The following is a 19,405-nucleotide window of genomic DNA, read 5'->3' on the forward strand; positions in this document are numbered from 1 at the left end:
CGGCGCGGCGAGAACCGCCATTACCCCCGGAATCGCCGCTCAACCAAGGGGTAAACCCCGCCGCACCGGCGGTTTTCCCCGATCTCCGGGCCCGCCGGTACCCGGGAGGCGGTGGTTTCTGGCATCCTGCTCGGATGCAACAGATCGACCTCGGGCTGCCGGCACCGCTTTCCTGGGAGGTCGCGCCGGCCGACTGGGCACGCGACGACGTCACCGCGCTCACCGTCAGCGCACCGGCCCAGAGTGACCTCTTCGTGGACCCGTCCGGCGGCGAGCCCATGCTCTCCGCTCCCCGGCTGTTGACCCCGGCGCCCGAGGGCGACTTCCAGTTCTCGGCCAGGGTCCGGGTCGGCTTCGCCGGCACCTACGACGCCGGCAGCCTGATGCTCTACGCCGGCCCCCGGCACTGGGCCAAGCTCGCCTACGAGCACTCACCGCAGGGCGCCGCGATGGTGGTCTCGGTGATCACCCGGGACGTCTCCGACGACGCCAACGGGTTCGTGGTCGCCGACGCCGCCCCGCTCTGGCTGCGGATCTCCCGGCTCGGCCCGGCCTGGGCCTTCCACGCCAGCACCGACGGGACGTGGTGGGAGTTCGTCCGGCACTTCCGGCTCGACCCGACCACGACACCGGTCCAATTCGGCCTCTCGGCGCAGTCGCCGACCGGCGCCGGCTGCCCGGTCTGGTTCGACCGGATCAGCTTCTCCGCCACCCGCCTGGCCGACCTGCGGGACGGCCGGTAGCTAACGTAGCTGGCCGCCGCGCAGGTCCTCCTCGATCCGCTTCGCGGTGCCGAGCAGTGGCGGCAGCAGTTCCTTGCGGATCACCTCGGAGCTGCCCCGGCTGGCGTGCGCGGAGACGTTCAACGCGGCGATCACCGCGCCGTCGGCGTCCCGGATCGGCGCCGCCAGGGACCGCAGCCCCTCCTCCAGCTCCTGGTCGACGATCGCGTAGCCCTGGTTGCAGATCCGGTTCAGGATGGTCCGCAGGCGCACCGGATCGGTGACCGTACGCCGGGTGAGTGGACGCAGCTCGGCGGTGTCGAGATAGTTGTCGAGCCAGTCGGTCGGCTGGGCGGCCAGCAACACTCGCCCCATCGAGGTGGCGTACGCCGGGAACCGGGTGCCGACGCTGATCGCCACCGTCATGATCCGTTTGGTCGGCACCCGCGCGACGTAGACCACCTCGTCACCGTCGAGCACCGACATCGAGCAGGACTCGTGTACCTCGGCGACCAGGCTCTCCATGTGCGGCTGGGCGACCTCGGGCAGGCTCAGGCTGGACAGGTAGGCGTACCCGAGTTCGAGGATGCGGGCACGCAGCGAGAAGAGCCGCCCGTCGGTACGCATGTAGCCCAGCTCGACCAGGGTGAGCAGGAACCGCCGGGCCGCCGCCCGGGTCAGTCCGGTCGCCCGGGCCACCTCGCTGAGCGTCAACTGCGGATGGTCGGCGTCGAACGCCCGGATGACCGCGAGTCCCCGCTCCAACGACTGGACGAACTCACCGGTCCGGGGTGTCTCCTCGGTCACCTCGGTCACCCGTCCTCCTGCCGCAGTGTCTCCTGGGCGACCTTGAACGCCCGGTTCGCCGCTGGAACGCCAGCGTAGACGCCCACCTGCAACAGGACCTCCCGGACCTCCGCCGCGGTCAGCCCGTTGCGCAGGGCCGCCCGGACGTGCATCGCCAGCTCCTCGTCGTGGTGCAGGGTGGCGAGCACCGCCAGGGTGATGCAACTGCGGGTACGGCGGTCCAGCCCCGGCCGGGTCCAGATCTCGCCCCAGGCGTACCTGGTGATCAGGTCCTGGAAGTCCGCCGTGAACTCGTCGGTGCCGGCGACGGCGCGGTCCACGTGCGCGTCGCCGAGCACCTCGCGCCGGACCGCCATGCCGGCCGCGTGCCGCTCCCGGTCATCCACCCGCCGGCTCCTTCCACCCGCTCCGCTCCGGCCACCCGCCCCCGGTCGGGTCGTCGAGGTGTGCGAGGAGCAGCCCGGCGACCCGGTCCGGCTGTTCCACACTGGCCAGATGGGCGGCGTCGCCGACCACCCGCAGCCCGGCGCCGGGAATCCGGTCGACCAGCACCCGGGCATGTTCGATCGGGATCGCCGGGTCGTTGGCGGCCGCGATCACCAGAGTCGGCGCGGCAATCCGCGCCAGCTCGTCCCGCAGGTCCATTCCGGCGATCGCCTCGCAGCAGCCGGCGTACCCCTCGGGTGGGGTGGCGGTGAGCATCGACCGGTACTCGGCGACCACCTCCGGCCGGCTCGCGGCAAATCCCTCGGTGAACCACCGCCCCAGCACCGTGCCGGCGACCGCCTCGACCCCGCCGGCCCGGGTGGCGGCGGCCCGGTCCCACCAGCCCTGGGCCGGACCGAGCCAGGCCGAGGTGCAGAGCAGCACCAACCGGTCGACCCGGTCGGGGGCGTTCACGGCCAGCCACATCCCGACCATCCCACCGAGGGAGAGCCCGGCGTACGAGACCCGGGGCAGGTCGAGGTCGTCCAGCAGCCGGAGCACGGCGTGCCCGAGATCCGCGATCGTGTACGGGCCGGCCGGCACGTCGGAGTCGCCGTGCCCGAGGTGGTCGTACCGGACCACCCGGTAGCGCCGGGTCAGCGCCGGCAACTGCGGCTGCCACATCGCCCCGGAGGTGCCGAGCGAACTGCCGAGTACCAGCACCGGCGCGTCGGCCGGCCCGTCGAGACAGGCGTGCAGCCGGGGGGTCATGTCGGGTTCTCCATCTTCCGGTACGCCCCGGACGCCCGGTACTCCCGCAGCGCCCGGTCGACGAAGGTGCCGGCCGAGCCGAGCCAGTTGGCCGGATCGAGCACCCGGTCCAGCTCCGGCTCGCCGAGGTGTGCCCGTACCGCCGGGTCGGCCAGCAGCGCGGCCCGGAAGTCCGGTGCGGCGGCCGCCCGGGCCAGCACGTCGTGCGCGTCGGCCCGGCCGAGCGCCGGGGCGAGCCGGGCGGCGACCGCCTCGGCGAGTATCCGGCCGCCGAGCGCGTCGAGGTTGTGCCGCATCCGCTCCGGGCGCACGTCGAGCCGGGAGAGCAGCCGGGCGGTCCGGCTGGCCGCCCCGCCGCCCAGCCGGAGCAGGTCGAGCAGCGGCTCCCACTCGGCGTGCCAGCCGCCGGTGGCCCGTTCGTGCTCCTGGACGGCGGCGGCGAAGAGCGTGCCGACCAGGTGCGGCCCGCGCCGGGCGGCCGCGCCGAGCAGCACGGCGTCCACCGGGTTGCGCTTGTGCGGCATCGCCGAGGAGCCGCCCCGGCCCGGACCCCCGCCCTCGGCGGCCTCGGCGACCTCGGTCTGGGCGAGCAGCCCGACGTCCAGGCCGACCTTGCCGGTGGCGGCGAGCAGGCTGCCGAGCGCCGCGGTCAGGTCGAGCAGCGGCTGCCGCCGGGTGTGCCAGGGCAGCGCGGGTGCGGCGAGGCCGAGCCGGGCGGCGAGCCGGTCGGCCACCTCCGGCCCGGCCGGGCCGAGCGCGGCCAGCGTGCCGACCGCCCCGCCGAGTTGTGCCGGCAGCGCGGACCGGGCGGCGGCGAACCGGGTCCGGGCGTCCAGCAGGGCGAGCAGCCAGCCGGCGGCCTTCAACCCGAAGGTGGTGGGTGCGGCCGCCTGGCCGAGGGTACGGGCCAGCGTCACGGTGTCCCGGTGCCGCTCGGCGAGTCCGGCGGCGGCGGCGAGTGCGGTGTCGAGCTGGCGCAGCAGTGGCTCGCCGGCCCGGGTGGCGACCAGCACCAGCGCGGTGTCCAGCACGTCCTGGCTGGTGGCGCCGGGGTGCACCCAGGGCCGGGCGGCGGCCGGTACCGCCTCGGTGAGCTGGCGGACCAGCGGCACCACCGGGTTGCCGGCGGCGTCGGCCGCGCCGGCGAGCGCGGCGAGGTCGAACCCGTCCGGCCGGCACCGCTCGGCGATCGCCTCGGCGGCCGGCCGTGGCAGCACGCCGCAGTCGGCGCCCGCCTCGGCGAGCGCCCGCTCCACGTCGAGCAGCGCGGTCAGCAGCGCCCGGTCGGTGAGTTCGGCGTCCACCTCGGCGGCGCCGGAGAGCCCGGAGAGCAGTCCGGGGCCGGGCACCGCTGCCTGCTCAGACCGCGAAGAAGACGGTTTCATCCTGGCCCTGTAGGTGGATGTCGAAGCGGAAACCGTCCGGGGCCGGCCGGGCCACCAGGGTGGCGCGGCGGGCCGGGTCGATCGAGCCGAGCACCGGGTCGGTGGCGTTCGCCGCCTCCTCGTCCGGGAAGTAGAGCCGGGTCACCAGCCGGTGCAGCAGGCCGCGCGCGAAGATCGACAGGTTCAGGTGCGGTGCCTCGGTCTCCCCGTCCGGGCCGGGCAGGGCGCCGGGCTTGAGGGTACGGATCTCGTACCGGCCGTCGGGGTCGGTGGCGCTGCGGCCGAAGCCACGGAATCCGGGTACCGACGGCGGCCGGGCACCCCGGGGGTCGTCCGGATGGTCGAACCGGCCGTCCGGATCCGCCTGCCAGGTCTCCACCAGCGCGTCCGGCACCGCCTCTCCGGCGCCGTCGAAGATCTGGCCGCGGATCCAGATCGCCCCTGGGGTACCGTCCGGCACCACGTCCGGGCCGTCCGGCCAGAGCAGGCCGATGTGCAGGTACGGCCCGACCGTCTGCGCGGGTGTCGAGCCGAGCGGCGGAGTCGGGGCGAGCGCCGCCGTGGCGGCCGGCTCGGCGGAGGTGTCGACGGCCGGGCCGGTGCCGAAGGTCGGGCTCAGGTCGGTGTGCTGCTCAGTCATCGTCCTCGCCGTCCTCGAAGGGGGTGGCCTCCCGGCCGCGCAGCACCAGGTCGAACTCGAAGCCGAGCGCCCACTCCGGCTCGGTCACCGAGTGGTCGTAGCGGGAGATCAGCCGTTCCCGGGCCAGCGGGTCGCGGACCGAGTTGAAGACCGGGTCCTGGAAGAAGAGCGGATCGCCGGGGAAGTACATCTGGGTGACGAGCCGCTGGGTGAACGCCTGGCCGAAGAGGGAGAAGTGGATGTGTGCCGGCCGCCAGGCGTTGGGGTGGTTCCGCCAGGGGTAGGCGCCCGGTTGCACGGTGACGAACCGGTAGTGGCCGTCGGCGTCGGTCAGGGTCCGGCCCACCCCGGTGAAGTTCGGGTCGAGCGGTGCCGGCCAGTTGTCGACAGCGTGCCGGTACCGGCCGGCCGCGTTCGGCTGCCAGATCTCCACCAGGGTGTTCGGCACCGGTCGACCGTTGCCGTCCAGCACCCGGCCGTGCACGATGATCCGCTGGCCGAGCGGCTCACCGGCGTGCTGCCGGGTCAGGTCGTGGTCCAGGTCGCCGAGCCGGCCCTCCCCGAGCAGCGGCCCGGTGACCTCGGTCAGCCGCTGCGGGAGCAGGGCCAGCGGCTGTTTCGGGGCGCGCAGGTTGGTGGAGCCGTAGTCCGGGAAGAGCAGCGGCGGGTGGGTGTCCGGGTCGTCGTGCCGGTAACGGGGCAGCACCAGCCGGCCGGGCCGGGTCGGCCCGGCGGCCGGCAGGTCGGGGTCGGCGGAACGGATGTGGTCGGTGGTCATGGCCGTCCTCCGGTCAGGCTTCCAGTACGACGGCCAGGCCCTGGCCGACGCCGATGCAGATGGCTGCGAGGCCCAGCCCACCACCACGGCGGCGCAGTTGCCAGGCGAGCGAGCCGAGGATGCGTGATCCGGAGGAGCCGAGCGGGTGGCCGAGGGCGATCGCCCCGCCCTGTGGGTTCACGATCTCGGGGTCGAGTTCCTTCCACTGGGCCAGGCAGGCCAGCGACTGCGCCGCGAACGCCTCGTTCAGCTCGACCACGGCCAGGTCCGACCAGCCGATGCCGGCCCGGCGCAGCGCCTCCTCGGCGGCGCGTACCGGACCGATCCCGAACAGTTGCGGATCGATGCCGACCACGGCGCGGGAGACGATCCGGGCCAGCGGGGTCCGGCCGGCCGCCTCGGCACCGGCCCGGTCGGCGAGCAGCAGTGCACTCGCGCCGTCGTTGAGTGGGGAGGAGTTGCCGGCGGTGACGGTGCCGTCGGGCCGGAAGACCGGCTTGAGCCGGGCCAGCGCCTCGGTGCTGGTGCCCGGTCGGATGCTCTCGTCGGTCTCCAGTTCGGTGCCGGGTACCGCGCTCACCTCGTCGGCGTACGCCCCGACGGCCCACGCCTGCGCGGCGAGCCGCTGGCTGCGTACCGCGAAGGCGTCCTGCTCGTCGCGGGAGATCCCGTACCGCTCGGCGAGGATCTCGGTGCACTCGCCGAGCGAGGCGGTCCACTCGGCCGGCATCGCCGGGTTGACCATCCGCCAGCCGAGGGTGGTGGAGTGCAGGGTCTCGTGGCCGCGCGGGTAGCCGGTCTCGGGCTTGGGCAGTACCCACGGGGCCCGGGTCATCGACTCGACGCCACCGGCGACGCAGATCGAGGCGTCGCCGACCGCGATCGCCCGGGCCGCCCCGATCACCGCCTCCAGGCCGGAGCCGCAGAGCCGGTTCACTGTCGCGCCGGGCACCGTCGGCGGGAGCCCGGCGAGCAGGACCGCCATCCGGGCCACGTCCCGGTTCTCCTCGCCGGCACCGTTGGCGTTGCCGAGCAGTACGTCGTCGATCCGGGCCGGGTCGAGGTCGGGGCTGCGCCGGGTCACCTCGCGCAGTACGTGCGCGGCGAGGTCGTCGGGGCGTACTCCGGCGAGGCCGCCGCCGTACCGGCCGATCGGGGTCCGTACGGCGTCGAGGACGTACACGTCGTTGGTCACCATGTCTCCTTACTGCCGGGGTCGCCGGGTCGCTCCGACGCTACCGGCGGTCGTCGCCATGGGCCCCCTCGCCGCGTCCGGTCCACCGACCAAGGCACGTTCGACATGCGGACTCCCGTGCTTATGACGAACGTAATCCCCTACCCCGGATACGTCAACGAGGCCCTGGCACCGCTCGGCGCAGCGCCCGGCGCCGTTGCGGAGAAGTTGCGGGGCGCTGGTTGACGTGAACTCGCTCACTGTGCCAACGTTCCAAATGAGAACATTCGTTCGGCTAGCGACCACCACCACCCCTCAAGGCTCCTTCGGGAGCCTTTCAGCCCGGTCCCGACAGGACCGCCGGACGCCGGGAGACCCGATGCGCCGTCTCGCCGCCACCACCACCGCCGTTGCCGCCCTCCTCGCCGTCGCCGCCTGCGGTTCCTCGTCCGACGACCCCGGCGGGGACGGATCCGGCGGCGTGGACAGGGTGAAGGTCGGTGCGATCCCGATCGTGGACGTCGCCCCGCTGCACCTGGGCGTCGCGAAGGGCTTCTTCAAGGAGCAGAACATCGAGGTCGAGGTGGTCAACACCACCGGCGGCTCCATCGCGGTGACCGGCGTGGTCAGTGGCCAGTTCGACTTCGCCTTCGGCAACGTCGTCTCGCTGATCACCGCCCGCTCGCAGAAGATCCCGGTCAAGGCGATCACGGTGGGTAACTCCTCCACCGGCAAGCCCGGTGCGGACTTCGGCGGCGTCGTGGTGCCACCGGACAGCCCGATCACCGACGCCGCCGGACTGGCCGGCAAGAACATCGCGATCAACAACCTGAACAACATCACCGACACCACCACCCGGGCGTCGATCCGCAAGGCCGGCGGCGACCCGTCGAACATCAAGTGGACCGAGCTGCCCTTCCCGGAGATGCCGGCGGCGGTGCTGGGCAAGCGGGTCGACGCGGCCATGGTCGTCGAACCCTTCTTCACCATCGCGCAGAACCAGGGCGCCCGGGTCGTGGCCTACAACTTCGCCGAGGCCATCCCGAACATGACGGTGGCGGCCTACTTCTCCACCGAGCAGACCATCAACCGGAAGGCCGACCTGACCGGGCGGTTCAAGACCGCGATGGAGAAGTCCCTGAAGTACGCCCAGGAGCACCCGGACGAGGCCCGCCAGGTGCTCCAGACGTACACCAAGATCGAGCCGGCGGTGGCCGCGAAGATCACCCTGCCGGCCTGGCCCGCCGAGATCAACCGCGAGTCGGTGCAGACCCTGGCGGACCTGATGCTGACCGACGGGCTGATCAAGGAGAAAGTCGACGTCGCGGAACTGCTCCCGTGACCCGAGCCGCCACCGTGCCACGGCCCGCCGCGACCGCACCGGCCCCGGCCGGCCGGTCCGGCGGGACCGGTCGGCCGCGCGGCGACACCGCCCTGCTCGGGCTGCTCGGCTTCGCCGCGTTCCTGCTCGTGCTGGAACTGGTGCCGAGGCTGGGCCTGGTCTCGGCCGACTACCTGCCACCGACCAGCCGGATCGCGGTCGCCCTCGGCGAACTGCTCGGCGAGCCCCGGTTCTGGACGGCGCTCACCGACACGCTGCGCGGCTGGTTCCTCGGCCTGGCCATCGCGGTCGCCCTCGGCGTGGTGGTCGGCTTCGTCCTCGGCACCGTGCCGGTGCTGCGCGAGTTCACCGCCTCGACGGTCGAGTTCCTCCGGCCGATCCCCTCGGTCGCGCTGATCCCGCTCGCCGTGCTGCTCTTCGGCACCGACCTGCGCTCCGTGCTGCTCCTGGTGGTCTACGCCGCGTTCTGGCAGGTGCTCGTCCAGGTGCTCTACGGCGTCCGGGACGTCGACCCGGTGGCCCGGGACACCGCGTACACCTTCCGGCTCGGCCGGTGGGCCCGGATCCGGCACCTGCTCTGGCCGACCGCCCTGCCGTACCTGCTGACCGGGGTACGACTCGCCGCCGCCGTGGCGCTGATCCTGGCGATCACCGCCGAGCTGATCGTCGGCGCCCCGGGGCTGGGTAACGAGATCAACCGGGCCCAGTCCGGTGGCGCCGTCGACTCGATGTACGCCCTGATCATCGTCACCGGCCTGCTCGGGGTGGCGGTCAACGTGCTGGCCCGGCGACTCGAACGCGCGGTCCTCTCCTGGCATCCCTCGGTACGCGGCGAGGGCACCCGGTGAGCGGTGACGTGCTCCGCCGACAGGGGTCGGGTCCGGGGCGACGGATCGGGACGGCCGTCGGCCGGGCCCTGTGGTGGACCGCCGCCGTCTTCGGCCTGCCGTTCGGGCTGCTCGCCCTCTGGTGGGTGCTCTCCGCCGACAGCGAGACCTTCTACCTGCCGCCGTTGTCGGAGATCCTGGTCAGCTTCGACGACGTCTGGTTGCACAGCGACCGGCTCCGCGCCGACGTGCTGCCGAGCCTGCTGCGGCTCGCCGCCGGGTTCGGACTCGCGGTCGCCGTCGGCGTCGGGCTCGGCGTCCTGATCGGCTCCTTCCGGCGGGTCCGCGCGTTCTGCGAGCCGGTGCTGGAGTTTCTCCGGGCCATCCCGCCGCCGGTGCTGGTGCCGGTGCTGATGCTCTTCGCCGGCTTCGGCAACACCATGAAGGTACTGGTGGTGCTCTCCGGCTGCGTCTGGCCGATCCTGCTCAACACGGTGGAGGGGGTGCGGGCGGTCGACGAGGTGCTGGCCGAGACCTGCCGCTGCTACGGGATCCGTGGCCCGGCCCGGCTCTGGCACCTGGTGGTCCGGTCCGCCTCCCCGCAGATCGTCACCGGCCTGCGCCAGGCCCTCTCGGTCGGCATCATCCTGATGGTGATCAGCGAGATGTTCGCCGCCAACAACGGGCTCGGCTTCACCATCATCCAGTTCCAGCGGAACTTCGCGGTCACCGACATGTGGACCGGAATCCTGCTGCTGGGTCTACTCGGCTTCCTGCTCGCCATGCTGCTGCGGCTCTTCGAGCGGTCGGCCCTGCGCTGGTACCTCGGCCTGCGGCACTCACAACGAGACGATGGGCAGCGATGACCCCGACAGATCCTCCCCAGGACGGCACCGCGGCACTGCTCGACGTCCGCGCGCTGCGCAAGGTCTACAGCGGGCGCGGGCGGTCGGTCGAGGCGGTCCGCGATCTCACCTTCTCCGTCGGTGCCGGCGAACTCGTCTGCGTGGTCGGCCCCTCCGGCGCCGGCAAGACCACCCTGCTCAAGTGCATCGCCGGCCTGCTCCCACCGACCTCCGGCGAGCTGCTCCTGGAGGGCGCGCCCGTGCAGGGACCGTCGCCGGGCATGGCCGTGGTCTTCCAGGAGTACGGCCGCAGCCTCTTCCCGTGGATGACCGTGCAGCGCAACGTCGAGCTGCCGCTGAAGCAGAAGAAGTCCCTGAGCCGGTCCCGCCGCGAGGAACTCGTCCGGGACGCGCTCGCCGCCGTCGGCCTCGCCGACGTGCCGGGCGCCTATCCGTGGCAGCTCTCCGGCGGCATGCAGCAGCGGGTGGCGCTGGCCCGCGCGGTCGCGTACGAGCCGCACATCCTGCTGATGGACGAGCCGTTCGCGGCGGTCGACGCGCAGACCCGGGCCGACCTGGAGGACCTGGTCCGGTCGCTGTGGCGGCGGCTCGGCGTGACCATCCTCTTCGTCACCCACGACATCGACGAGGCGGTCTACCTCGGCCAGCGGGTGCTGGTGCTCTCCGGGTCGCCGACCGTCGTCCTCGACGACGTGACGATCGACCTGCCGGCCGAGCGGGACCAGCTCGGCACCCGGTCGTCGGCCCGCTTCGCCGAACTGCGGGCCCAGGTGTTCGGCCAGATCCAGCGGGCCAAGAGCGCCGGCCCCGGGCCGGCGGACGGGAACACGCCACCACGCCAGCCCAGCGACGCGGGAACCCGATGACCACGGTCCGGGACGCCACCCTGGCGGTGTTGCGCCGGTACGGCGTGGACCGGATCTTCGGCAACCCGGGCTCGACCGAGGTGGCCTTCCTCGCCGACCTGCCCGACGACCTGACCTTCGTGCTCGCCCTGCACGAGGGTTCCGTGGTCGGGATGGCCACCGGCTACGCGCTGGCCACCGGGCGGCCGGCGGTGGTGAACCTGCACACCACGGCCGGCCTCGGCAACGCGGTCGGGGCGCTCGCCACCGCCCGGGTCAACCGGGCCCCGCTGGTGGTCATCGTCGGGCAGCAGGACCGCCGGCACCTCGCCGCCGAGCCGTTCCTCGCCGGGCGGCTCGACCAGCTCGCCGGCCCGTACCCGGTCTGGGTGGAGCAGCCGGTGCTGGCCCAGGACGTGCCGGCGGCGGTACGCCGGGCCTGGCACGAGGCCACCCTGCGGCGCGGCCCGGCCCTGGTGGTGGTGCCGATGGACGACTGGACCGCCGAGGTCGACCCGTCGCTGGGCCGGGCCGCACCGGAGCAGGTCCGCGCGCCGGTGCTCGCACCCGGCCCGGCGCTCGACGAGCTGGCCCGGCTCGTCGACGCGGCCACCGCCCCGGTGCTGGTGGTCGGCGCCGGAGCGGACGACCGGGCGGCCTGGGACGCGCTGACGACCCTGGCGGACCGGATCGGCGCACCGGTCTGGCAGGAGGCGTTCGGCGCCCGGGCCGGATTCCCGCAGCACCATCCCCGGTTCGCCGGTCACCTGCCGGCCGCCCGGTCCCGGCTGCGCGCCACGCTGGGCGGGCACGACCTGGCCCTGGTGGTCGGCACCGCCGCCTTCCGGCAGTACGTCTACGAGCCCGGCCCGCTGCTGCCGGAGGGACTGACCGTCGCGGTGGTCTCGGCCGACCCGGCGGAGCTGCACCGCAGCGAGGCGGAGTTGGCGGTACTGGCCGACCCTGCCGCCTGCGTCGCCGCCCTCGCCGCCCGGGTCGCCCAGCGGCACCGTCCCGCCCCGGACCGCCCGGCCCCGGCGGCGGTGCCGCCACCCGGTCCCGGCGAGCCGCTCCGGGCGGCACACGTCTTCGCCGCGCTGGCGGCCCGGCTGCCGGACGACGTCGTACTCGTCGAGGAGACCCCCTCCACCCGGCCGGACCTGCACCGGATGCTGCCGGCCCGGCAACCGCGCGGCTTCGTCAGCGCGGCGATGGGCGGCCTCGGCTTCGGGCTGCCCGCCGCGGCCGGACTGCGGCTCGGCGACCCGACCCGGCCGGTGGTGGCGATCCTCGGTGACGGTTCGGCGCTCTACGCCGTCCAGGGACTGTGGAGCGCCGCCCGGTACGGCTGCGGCGTGCTCTACGTGATCCTCGCCAACGGCCGGTACGCGGTGCTGGACCGGCTCACCGAGCAGTACGGCGGCAAGCCGCCCTGGCCGGCGTTCGGCGAGGTGGACGTGCACGGCCTGGCCCGGTCGTTCGGCTGTCCCGCCCGGCGGGTCCGGACCCGTCCGGAACTCCTCGCCGTGCTCGACGAGGTGGTGCCGAGCCTCGCCGAACGGACCGAACCGCTGCTGCTCGACGTGGCCGTCAACCCGGAGCCGCACTTCGCGCCGTGACCCGCTCCGCGCCGCCGAGGCGGCGCACCGCCACCACCCCAAGGAGGTTCCCGTGACTCTTCTCGACTCGGCCGACTGGCACGGCAGGATATTCAGCGACGGATGGGTCCACGCCGACGGCGGTGACGCGGCCGTACGGGAACCGGCCACCGGCGACGAGATCGGCCGTACCGGCATCGCCAACGCCGCCGACGTGGCCCGGGCCGCCGCCCGCGCCGCCCAGGCCCAGCGCGACTGGGCCGCGACCCCCTACGACAAGCGGGCCGCCGTGCTGCGCCGCGCCGGGCGGTTGTGGGAGGAACACGCCGCCGAGGTCGGTGACTGGATCGTCCGGGAGACCGGTTCGGTGCCGCCGAAGGCGACCCTCGAGACGGACACCGCCGCGCAGGAGTGCTACGAGGCGGCGGCGCTCGCCTCGCACCCGCTCGGCGAGATCATCCAGAGCGCGCAGCCCCGGCTCAGCCTGGCCCGCCGGCTGCCGGTCGGTGTGGTCGGGGTGATCTCCCCGTTCAACGTGCCGGTGATCCTCGGGATCCGCTCGGTCGCCCCGGCGCTGGCGCTGGGCAACGCGGTGCTGCTCAAGCCCGATCCGCGGACCGCCGTCGCCGGCGGGGTCGCGATCGCCCGGATCTTCGAGGAGGCCGGCCTGCCGCCGGGGGTACTGCACGTGCTGCCGGGCGGGCCGGAGGCGGGCGAGGCGCTGGTCGCGGACCCGCACGTACGCCTGATCAGCTTCACCGGCTCGACGTCGGCCGGCCGCCAGGTCGGGCAGGTCGCCGCCCGGCACCTCAAGCGGGTACTGCTGGAACTCGGCGGCAACTCGGCGCTGGTGGTGCTCGACGACGCCGACCTTGACCTGGCGGTCTCCGCCGGTGCCTGGGGTTCGTTCCTCCACCAGGGGCAGATCTGCATGACCACCGGCCGGCACCTGGTGCACGAGTCGCTCGCCGACGACTACGTCGAGCGGCTCGCGGAGAAGGCCGCCCACCTGCCGGTCGGCAACCCGGCCCGGGAGCACGTGGCGCTCGGGCCGATCATCGACGAGCGGCAGCGCGACAAGATCCACTCTCTGGTCACCGGCAGCGTCGACGCCGGAGCGACCCTGGTCACCGGCGGGACGTACGAGAACCTCTTCTACCGGCCGACGGTGCTCACCGACGTCACCCCGGCCACCCCGGCGTACGCGCACGAGGTCTTCGGCCCGGTCGCCCCGGTACTGCGCTTCGGCGACCTGGACGAGGCCGCGAAGCTCGCCGCCGACAGCGAGTACGGCCTCTCCCTCGGCATCCTCAGCCGGGACGTGATGAAGGCGATGGCCTTCGCCGAGCGGGTGCCGAGCGGCATCGTGCACATCAACGACCAGACGGTCAGCGACGAGGCGGTCGCCCCGTTCGGCGGGGTGGCCGCCTCCGGCAACGGCCCCCGGCTGGGCGGTACGGCGGCCAACCTCGCCGCGTTCACCGAGACGCAGTGGGTGACCGTGCAGGGCGACATCACGAGGTACCCCTTCTGAACCGCGAATCCCCGGTCCCGGCCGCACCGGTCGCCGACCCGGGCGGCGGCCGGTTCGGGATGGCCCGGGGCGGCTGGCTGACGCTGCTCGGGCTGGTCCTGCTGGCGTTGAACCTCCGGGCGGCGATCGCGGCGGTTCCGCCGCTGCTTCCCGAGCTACAGGTCGATCTCGACCTGGGCAGGGGCGCGGCCGGGCTGCTCACCGCCCTGCCGGTGCTCTGCTTCGGGCTGCTCTCCCCGTTCGCCGCGCTGCTCGGCCGCCGGGTCGGCGTCGAGCTGGCGCTCTTCGCCGCGATGCTCGGCATCGTGCTGGGCAGCCTGACCCGGACGCTGCCGCACGCCGGCTGGATGCTGCTCGGCACCGCGATCATCGGCGCCGGGATCACCGTCGGCAACGTCCTGGTGCCCAGCGCGGTCAAGCAGCACTTTCCGGGCCGGCCGGGGCTGGCCACCGGGTTGAGTACCGCCTCGCTGACCACCGGGGCGACGCTGGCGGCGGCGGTGAGCGCGCCGCTGGCGTACACCGTGGGGTTGGGTTGGCGGGGTTCCTTGCTGGCGCTTGGCGGGCTGGCCGTGGTCGCGGCGCTCGGCTGGCTCCCCCAGGTACGCCGTCGGCACACCGCGCCGGCCCCGGAGCCGCCCCGGCCCGGGGGCAGCGTGCTGCGGTCGCCGGTCACCTGGCAGCTCGCCGTCTTCATGGGTACCCAGTCGATGCTCTACTACGCGCTGCTCACCTGGCTGCCGAGCATGCTGCGGGACCAGGGTGTCGAGCCGACCCGGGCGGGAGCGGCGCTGGCGGTGTTCAACCTGCTCGGGATCGGCACCGCGCTGCTGGTGCCGACGCTGGCGGTCCGCCGGCCGGACCAGCGGGGGCTGGCGCTGGTCGTCTGCGGCGGCTGGGCGGTCGGCCTGGTCGGACTGGTCGCCCTGCCGTCGTGGTATCCACTCTGGACGGTGTCGGCCGGGCTCGCCCAGGGCGCCGCGATCAGCCTCACCCTGACCCTGCTGGTGCTCCGGGCCAGCACCCCCGGGTCGGCCCGGGAACTCTCCGGCGCGGTGCAGTCGATCGGCTACCTGCTCAGCGCCACCGCCCCGGTGCTGGTCGGCTCGCTCCGGGACGTCTCCACGGGCTGGGGCCTGCCGCTCGCCGCCCTGCTCGTGGTGACCGCGGTGATGGCGGTGAGCGCACTCGGTGCGGGCCGGGACCGGCAGGTGTGACGTGCCGGCCCGGTGTTCGGGAAGTCGCGAGAGGTGAGGGAGTGAACGATGCGTACCCAGGTCGGGATCGTCGGGGCGGGACCGGCGGGTCTGCTGCTGTCGCACCTGCTGCACCGGGCCGGCATCGAGTCGGTGGTGCTGGAGCGCCGCAGCCGGGAGTACGTCGAGCACCGGGTCCGGGCCGGCGTGCTGGAGCAGGGCTCGGTCGACCTGCTCCGGCGGTGCGGGCTGGGTGATCGGCTGGACCGGGAGGGGCTCCGGCACGAGGGCATCGAGCTGCGCTTCGGCGGTGCCGCACACCGGATCGCGATGACCGAGCTGACCGGCCGGGCGATCACGGTCTACGGCCAGCAGGAGGTGGTGAAGGACCTGATCGCCGCCCGTACGGCCGCCGGAGGCGACCTCCGGTTCGAGGTCGAGGACGTACGCCTCGGCGGGCTCGACTCCGACTCGCCGGTGATCCGGTTCCGGCACCGGGGCCGCGACGAGGAACTGCACTGCGACTTCGTCGCCGGCTGCGACGGCTCACACGGGGTGAGCCGGGCGAGCGTGCCGGCCGGCGAGCTGACCGAGTACGACCGCAGCTATCCCTTCGCCTGGCTCGGGGTACTCGCCGCGGCCGCCCCGGCGACCGATGAGCTGATCTACGCCCACCACGACCGGGGATTCGCGCTGCACAGCATGCGCTCCCCGGAGATCTCCCGGCTCTATCTCCAGGTCGAGCCGGATACCGATCTGGCGGAGTGGCCCGACGAGCGGATCTGGGCCGAGCTGCGTACCCGGTTGGAGACGGTTCCGGGCTGGACGCTCAACACCGGTCCGATCCTGGAGAAGAGCGTCACCGGGATGCGGAGCCTGGTGGTGGAGCCGATGCGGTGGCGGCGGCTCTTCCTGGCCGGCGACGCGGTGCACATCGTCCCGCCGACCGGCGCCAAGGGGATGAACCTGGCGCTGGCCGACGTCACGCTGCTCGGCGAGGCGTTCGCCGCCTGGTACCGGGAGGGCCGGGACGACCTGCTGGACGGCTACTCCGACACCGCCCTGCGTCGGGTCTGGCGCGCCCAGCACTTCTCCTGGTGGATGACCTCGCTGCTGCACCGGCTGCGGACCGACGACCCGTACGAGGCGAGGTTGCAGCTCTCGACGCTGCACTACCTCGCCTCGTCCCGGGCGTATGCCACCAGCCTGGCGGAGAACTACGTCGGTCTCCCCGAGGTCTGATCCTGGTCAGGGGGTGGCGGCCACCGTCGCCGGCTCCTGGGCCACGCTGCGACCCCGACGACGGGCGAGCGCGGCGTCCAGCGACCACCGTCCGCCGCCGAGGGCGGCGACCAGCAGGAAGGACCAGCAGAACAGGGCGGCGGTCTCGCCGCCGTTGTTCAGCGGCAGCAGCGCGTCGGGCTGATGCACCACGAAGTACGCGTACGCCATCGAGCCGGAGCAGATGATCGCGGCGGGGCGGGTGGTCAGGCCCACGAGCACCAGCAGTCCACCGACGAACTGGATGAGGGCCGCGTACCATCCGGGCCAGGTGCCGATCGCGACCGCCTCGCCGCTGCCCCGGTTGCCGCCGAAGATCCCGAACAGGGAGGCGGCGCCGTGCAGGGCGAACAGCAGTCCGAGCACGATCCGGAACAGCGTGGTCACGAGGTCGGTGACTCGGGCATTGGACATGGGACACTCCTTGCGACTAGCAGGAATAGCTGTTGGGTCCCACGGCAGAGTCACGCTAACCATTCACATTGATAGCTGTCAATAGCATCCCAATGAGCCCTTACTCCGGCCCCTTGCGGCGCCTCCGGAGTCGCAGGTGAAAGGCGAGGCGAACGCGTCGCGCCGTTCAAATTGGAAAAGTTCCAATTCAGCGGCTCATCACTCCGACCGCACCGGGTCGGTCACCTGGATGGTCACCTCGAACCGCCGCGCCGGGCGCTCCCCCGTCGCCCAGCCGCGCAGCAGCACCAGTCGCAGCGCGGTCCGGCCGACCCCGGTCACGGTGAACCGCAACTGCCGGCTCCCGACGCCGCCCCACCCCTCCCGCTCCGGCCGGAACGAGTCCCCGGCCGGCGCGAGCACGTCGCTGTCCACCGCGTCGAGCTGCCACCGGTAGCCCGAACTGGGCGTCTCGGCGAGCTGCACGACCACCAGATCCCCCGGCGCCGCCGGGTACGTCCGGCCAGCGTCCACCTCGGTCAGCTCAAGGCGCGCCACGCCGTACCCCGATCTCGGCGCGGCGGGCGGTTCCCCGGCCGACTAGTGCGGCAACTCCACCGCACAGCACGCCTCTCCCTGATCCTGAAGCAATCCGTCGAAGTCCCCGCGCTTCATCTTGAACCGGCCGCCCCAACCCCAGGCCGTCCCCCACGAGTTCTGGAAGAGGTATGCGTCCTCGGACTCGATCCGGTCGAGCATCAGATAACAGTGCCCGCCCGCTCCGGCACCGGTCGGCTTGACGAACCCGTTCTCGTCAGGGTTGAACATGTCGGCGGTCCAGGCGGTGCCCACCACGATCGAGCCCTGGCTGTCGATCCACTCGTCGATCTCCGTCGTGGTGCGGGCGAAGGCGAACGCGGCGAGCCGGCCCCGCTCCCGGACGGCGAGCGCCCCGGACCGGACGGTCGAGCCGTTCTCCTTGCCGGGCTCGCCGTCGATCACCTTGGCCTCGTAGTAGAGGGCGTGGCCGTCGGCGTTCTGGTAGGTGCCGGCGACCGGCATCGCATCCACCCAGCCCGCCCAGCCGAAACCGACGCAGTGGCCGGTCTGCCCCTGGTCGAGCTGCACGGTCAACTCCCAGGCCGGCGCCCTGTCCCGAGCCGGAGCCGGTGCCGCCGTCGGCTGCCGCTGGGTCCGTAACCAGCGCCAGAAGACCAGGTACGCCCGCCAGTCCGAAAAGTACGGCGTCTCGGTGAGCACCTGTTCCACCGTCATCTGCCGGATCGACTCGGCCGGCTCGGCGATCTCCATAAGGCGCGGGATGTCCCAGTCCCGGGGATCCGGCCGGTAGAGCCGGCCGAGCAACTGTGGACCGGGAATGCTGCCCGCGCTCGTCTCCGGCGGATCCACCGCGAAACGCCTCTCCTGTTCCATCGACTCGCCTCCGGCCGGGCCCTGACGGGCGGTTGGACACCGACGACCCAGGCCCAACCGGACATCGCCGCAGAACCCGTCCCGTAGCCGCCGCGGCACCCATTGTGCTCCCTGGGCGCAATCCCGCGGGTGCGATCCGGCGAGTCCGCCGACCTGCCGGCGGGTCAGCCAATCTCGTCGTACGCCGGTTTGGCCCGCTCGCCGTCCCGGGCCGCCCGCCGTACCGCCCGGGCGGCCTGGCGGCTCGGACAACCGGTGGCCCGGATGACGTCGGCGGCGGAGACCCGCAACTGCGTGACGAGCGCGTCGCCGAAGTTGTGCAGTCCCTCCCGGCGGGCCCGTCCGCCGTGACGGGCGGCGACCAGTGCCCGGCGACGGGCGCCCCCGGTGTCCCGCCCGATCCGCGCCTGGTACTTCAACTCCCATACCGCGCTCGCCAGCATCTCGATCGCGTCGGGCAGGCAGTCGGGGATCGGCTCCCGGTAGTCGATGACGGTCACCGCACGCCGGGCCAGGTGGCGGGCGCCCTCGATCACCCGGGTCAGCTCCGTCACGCCCCGGGCGTGACGCTCGAACTCCTGCCGGCGGCGCCACCGCAGCGGCGCCACCCTGACCACCTCCTCCGCACCGCTCACCGCCTCCTGTAGCCGCCGCAGGTCCGCCTCGATCCCGCGCAGCCCGTCCAGCGCCCGGGTGGCCCGGTCCGGGTCCCGCTCCCGCAGCGCCACCCCGGTGTCCCGGAGCCGGCCGGCGAGGATGGCGAAGACCGGTGCGGCCGCCCGGTTGACGACCCGGATCGGGTTCAGCGGCAGCAGCAGCACCACCACGACGAGCCCCACCCCGCTGCCGACCGCCGCGTCGACGATGCGGGGAAGTTCGAGGTCGCGCTCGCTGGGCGAGAGGGTCGCGATCAGCACCGCCGTACCGCCGACCTGGCTCACCACCATCCCGCTCCGGCCCACCAGGCCGAGCGCGACCCCGATGGCCAGGGTGACGACGACCGCGGTCTGCCACGGTCCGGTGCCGATCAGGAAGATCAACGCATCGCCGATGACGATCCCGAGTCCCACTCCGGCGAGCAGTTCGACCGTGCGCCGGGTGCGCTGGCCGAGGGCGGCGACGATCGTGCCGACCGCCGCCGTGGGTGCGAAAACCGGGCTCGGGTTGCCCAGCAGGTTGTGCGCGATCCACCAGGAGAGTCCGGCCGCGAGCCCCGCCTGCACCGCGATCACCGCGATGATCTCCAGTTGCCGCATCCGCAGCCGGGTGGCGCGGCGCCCCTCGTAGCGGGCACGACCGGCGGTTCCGCGCACCCGGTGCACGACTGTGGCCAGCGGTGACCGGTAGTGGGGGCGGGGCGGCATGTCGGCTACTACCCGACCCGGC

General features: G+C 73.4%; 20 protein-coding genes. 9 read left to right on the top strand and 11 right to left on the bottom strand.

Annotated features, from left to right (window positions below; genetic code table 11):
* Positions 1–134 precede the first annotated feature (134 nt).
* A complete protein-coding gene (locus V1634_RS13755) occupies positions 135–743 on the top strand; it encodes a DUF1349 domain-containing protein (protein WP_331208169.1) in 609 nt (202 codons plus the stop codon).
* Here the strand turns inward: V1634_RS13755 and V1634_RS13760 are convergent, their stop codons facing one another.
* Genes V1634_RS13760 through V1634_RS13790 form a run of 7 tightly spaced genes read right to left on the bottom strand, consistent with a single transcriptional unit; the run spans position 744 to position 6,724 of the window.
* Positions 744–1,538, bottom strand: a complete 795-nt coding sequence (locus V1634_RS13760) for an IclR family transcriptional regulator (protein ID WP_331208170.1) — start codon at positions 1,536–1,538, stop codon at positions 744–746. It abuts the gene before it with no gap.
* Positions 1,535–1,915 carry a 4-carboxymuconolactone decarboxylase gene (gene pcaC / locus V1634_RS13765; RefSeq protein ID WP_331208171.1) on the bottom strand — a complete coding sequence of 127 codons (381 nt, stop codon included), beginning with the start codon at positions 1,913–1,915 and terminating at the stop codon, positions 1,535–1,537. Before pcaC ends, V1634_RS13760 begins: the two co-directional genes overlap by 4 nt.
* Positions 1,908–2,726, bottom strand: a complete 819-nt coding sequence (gene pcaD, locus V1634_RS13770; RefSeq protein WP_331208172.1) for a 3-oxoadipate enol-lactonase — start codon at positions 2,724–2,726, stop codon at positions 1,908–1,910. Before pcaD ends, pcaC begins: the two co-directional genes overlap by 8 nt.
* A complete protein-coding gene (pcaB, locus tag V1634_RS13775; RefSeq protein ID WP_331208173.1) occupies positions 2,723–4,075 on the bottom strand; it encodes a 3-carboxy-cis,cis-muconate cycloisomerase in 1,353 nt (450 codons plus the stop codon). The genes pcaD and pcaB overlap by 4 nt, the downstream gene beginning before the upstream one ends.
* A 10-nt stretch (positions 4,076–4,085) precedes the next feature.
* Positions 4,086–4,751, bottom strand: a complete 666-nt coding sequence (gene pcaG, locus V1634_RS13780; RefSeq protein WP_331208174.1) for a protocatechuate 3,4-dioxygenase subunit alpha — start codon at positions 4,749–4,751, stop codon at positions 4,086–4,088.
* Complete coding sequence (gene pcaH, locus V1634_RS13785; RefSeq protein WP_331208175.1) at positions 4,744–5,529, bottom strand: protocatechuate 3,4-dioxygenase subunit beta; 786 nt, start codon at positions 5,527–5,529, stop codon at positions 4,744–4,746. The genes pcaG and pcaH overlap by 8 nt, the downstream gene beginning before the upstream one ends.
* 13 nt (positions 5,530–5,542) lie before the next feature.
* Complete coding sequence (locus V1634_RS13790; protein ID WP_331208176.1) at positions 5,543–6,724, bottom strand: thiolase family protein; 1,182 nt, start codon at positions 6,722–6,724, stop codon at positions 5,543–5,545.
* Between the two features lie 358 nt (positions 6,725–7,082).
* Between V1634_RS13790 and V1634_RS13795 the strand changes: the two genes are divergently transcribed.
* The 8 genes from V1634_RS13795 to V1634_RS13830 are packed head-to-tail and all read left to right on the top strand — an operon-like array spanning position 7,083 to position 16,153.
* Positions 7,083–8,045 carry an ABC transporter substrate-binding protein gene (locus tag V1634_RS13795; protein ID WP_331208177.1) on the top strand — a complete coding sequence of 321 codons (963 nt, stop codon included), beginning with the start codon at positions 7,083–7,085 and terminating at the stop codon, positions 8,043–8,045.
* Positions 8,042–8,893, top strand: coding sequence for an ABC transporter permease (locus tag V1634_RS13800; protein WP_331208178.1), 852 nt, complete (start codon positions 8,042–8,044; stop codon positions 8,891–8,893). The genes V1634_RS13795 and V1634_RS13800 overlap by 4 nt, the downstream gene beginning before the upstream one ends.
* A complete protein-coding gene (locus V1634_RS13805; RefSeq protein WP_331208179.1) occupies positions 8,890–9,738 on the top strand; it encodes an ABC transporter permease in 849 nt (282 codons plus the stop codon). Before V1634_RS13800 ends, V1634_RS13805 begins: the two co-directional genes overlap by 4 nt.
* On the top strand, positions 9,735–10,604 hold the full coding sequence (locus V1634_RS13810) for an ABC transporter ATP-binding protein (RefSeq protein WP_331208180.1): 870 nt from the start codon (positions 9,735–9,737) through the stop codon (positions 10,602–10,604). Before V1634_RS13805 ends, V1634_RS13810 begins: the two co-directional genes overlap by 4 nt.
* Positions 10,601–12,202, top strand: coding sequence for a thiamine pyrophosphate-binding protein (locus V1634_RS13815; RefSeq protein ID WP_331208181.1), 1,602 nt, complete (start codon positions 10,601–10,603; stop codon positions 12,200–12,202). Before V1634_RS13810 ends, V1634_RS13815 begins: the two co-directional genes overlap by 4 nt.
* A 52-nt stretch (positions 12,203–12,254) precedes the next feature.
* Complete coding sequence (locus V1634_RS13820) at positions 12,255–13,715, top strand: benzaldehyde dehydrogenase (RefSeq protein ID WP_331208182.1); 1,461 nt, start codon at positions 12,255–12,257, stop codon at positions 13,713–13,715.
* Positions 13,673–14,932, top strand: coding sequence for a CynX/NimT family MFS transporter (locus tag V1634_RS13825; RefSeq protein WP_331208183.1), 1,260 nt, complete (start codon positions 13,673–13,675; stop codon positions 14,930–14,932). The genes V1634_RS13820 and V1634_RS13825 overlap by 43 nt, the downstream gene beginning before the upstream one ends.
* 48 nt (positions 14,933–14,980) lie before the next feature.
* Complete coding sequence (locus tag V1634_RS13830; RefSeq protein ID WP_331208184.1) at positions 14,981–16,153, top strand: 4-hydroxybenzoate 3-monooxygenase; 1,173 nt, start codon at positions 14,981–14,983, stop codon at positions 16,151–16,153.
* A 6-nt stretch (positions 16,154–16,159) separates the two neighbouring features.
* Here the strand turns inward: V1634_RS13830 and V1634_RS13835 are convergent, their stop codons facing one another.
* The 4 genes from V1634_RS13835 to V1634_RS13850 form a co-directional block, all read right to left on the bottom strand.
* Positions 16,160–16,606, bottom strand: coding sequence for a DoxX family protein (locus V1634_RS13835; RefSeq protein WP_331208185.1), 447 nt, complete (start codon positions 16,604–16,606; stop codon positions 16,160–16,162).
* Positions 16,607–16,804: 198 nt separating this feature from the next.
* On the bottom strand, positions 16,805–17,143 hold the full coding sequence (locus V1634_RS13840; protein WP_331208186.1) for a protease inhibitor I42 family protein: 339 nt from the start codon (positions 17,141–17,143) through the stop codon (positions 16,805–16,807).
* A 42-nt stretch (positions 17,144–17,185) separates the two neighbouring features.
* Positions 17,186–18,019, bottom strand: coding sequence for a C1 family peptidase (locus V1634_RS13845; RefSeq protein ID WP_331208187.1), 834 nt, complete (start codon positions 18,017–18,019; stop codon positions 17,186–17,188).
* A gap of 164 nt (positions 18,020–18,183) precedes the next feature.
* A complete protein-coding gene (locus V1634_RS13850) occupies positions 18,184–19,383 on the bottom strand; it encodes an FUSC family protein (protein WP_331208188.1) in 1,200 nt (399 codons plus the stop codon).
* Positions 19,384–19,405: the final 22 nt, after the last annotated feature.

The organism is Plantactinospora veratri (assembly GCF_036421995.1).
In the GTDB taxonomy this organism is placed as follows: domain Bacteria; phylum Actinomycetota; class Actinomycetes; order Mycobacteriales; family Micromonosporaceae; genus Plantactinospora; species Plantactinospora veratri.

What these genes read in the sequence shown, in the direction of transcription:
- pcaH (WP_331208175.1), bottom strand. Translation starts at nt 5,529, where the DNA reads ATGACCACCGACCACATCCGTTCCGCCGACCCCGACCTGCCGGCCGCC.
- V1634_RS13850 (WP_331208188.1), bottom strand. Translation starts at nt 19,383, where the DNA reads ATGCCGCCCCGCCCCCACTACCGGTCACCGCTGGCCACAGTCGTGCAC.
- V1634_RS13835 (WP_331208185.1), bottom strand. Translation starts at nt 16,606, where the DNA reads ATGTCCAATGCCCGAGTCACCGACCTCGTGACCACGCTGTTCCGGATC.
- V1634_RS13810 (WP_331208180.1), top strand. Translation starts at nt 9,735, where the DNA reads ATGACCCCGACAGATCCTCCCCAGGACGGCACCGCGGCACTGCTCGAC.
- V1634_RS13830 (WP_331208184.1), top strand. Translation starts at nt 14,981, where the DNA reads ATGCGTACCCAGGTCGGGATCGTCGGGGCGGGACCGGCGGGTCTGCTG.
- V1634_RS13795 (WP_331208177.1), top strand. Translation starts at nt 7,083, where the DNA reads ATGCGCCGTCTCGCCGCCACCACCACCGCCGTTGCCGCCCTCCTCGCC.
- pcaG (WP_331208174.1), bottom strand. Translation starts at nt 4,751, where the DNA reads ATGACTGAGCAGCACACCGACCTGAGCCCGACCTTCGGCACCGGCCCG.
- pcaD (WP_331208172.1), bottom strand. Translation starts at nt 2,726, where the DNA reads ATGACCCCCCGGCTGCACGCCTGTCTCGACGGGCCGGCCGACGCGCCG.
- V1634_RS13815 (WP_331208181.1), top strand. Translation starts at nt 10,601, where the DNA reads ATGACCACGGTCCGGGACGCCACCCTGGCGGTGTTGCGCCGGTACGGC.
- V1634_RS13845 (WP_331208187.1), bottom strand. Translation starts at nt 18,019, where the DNA reads ATGGAACAGGAGAGGCGTTTCGCGGTGGATCCGCCGGAGACGAGCGCG.
- V1634_RS13755 (WP_331208169.1), top strand. Translation starts at nt 135, where the DNA reads ATGCAACAGATCGACCTCGGGCTGCCGGCACCGCTTTCCTGGGAGGTC.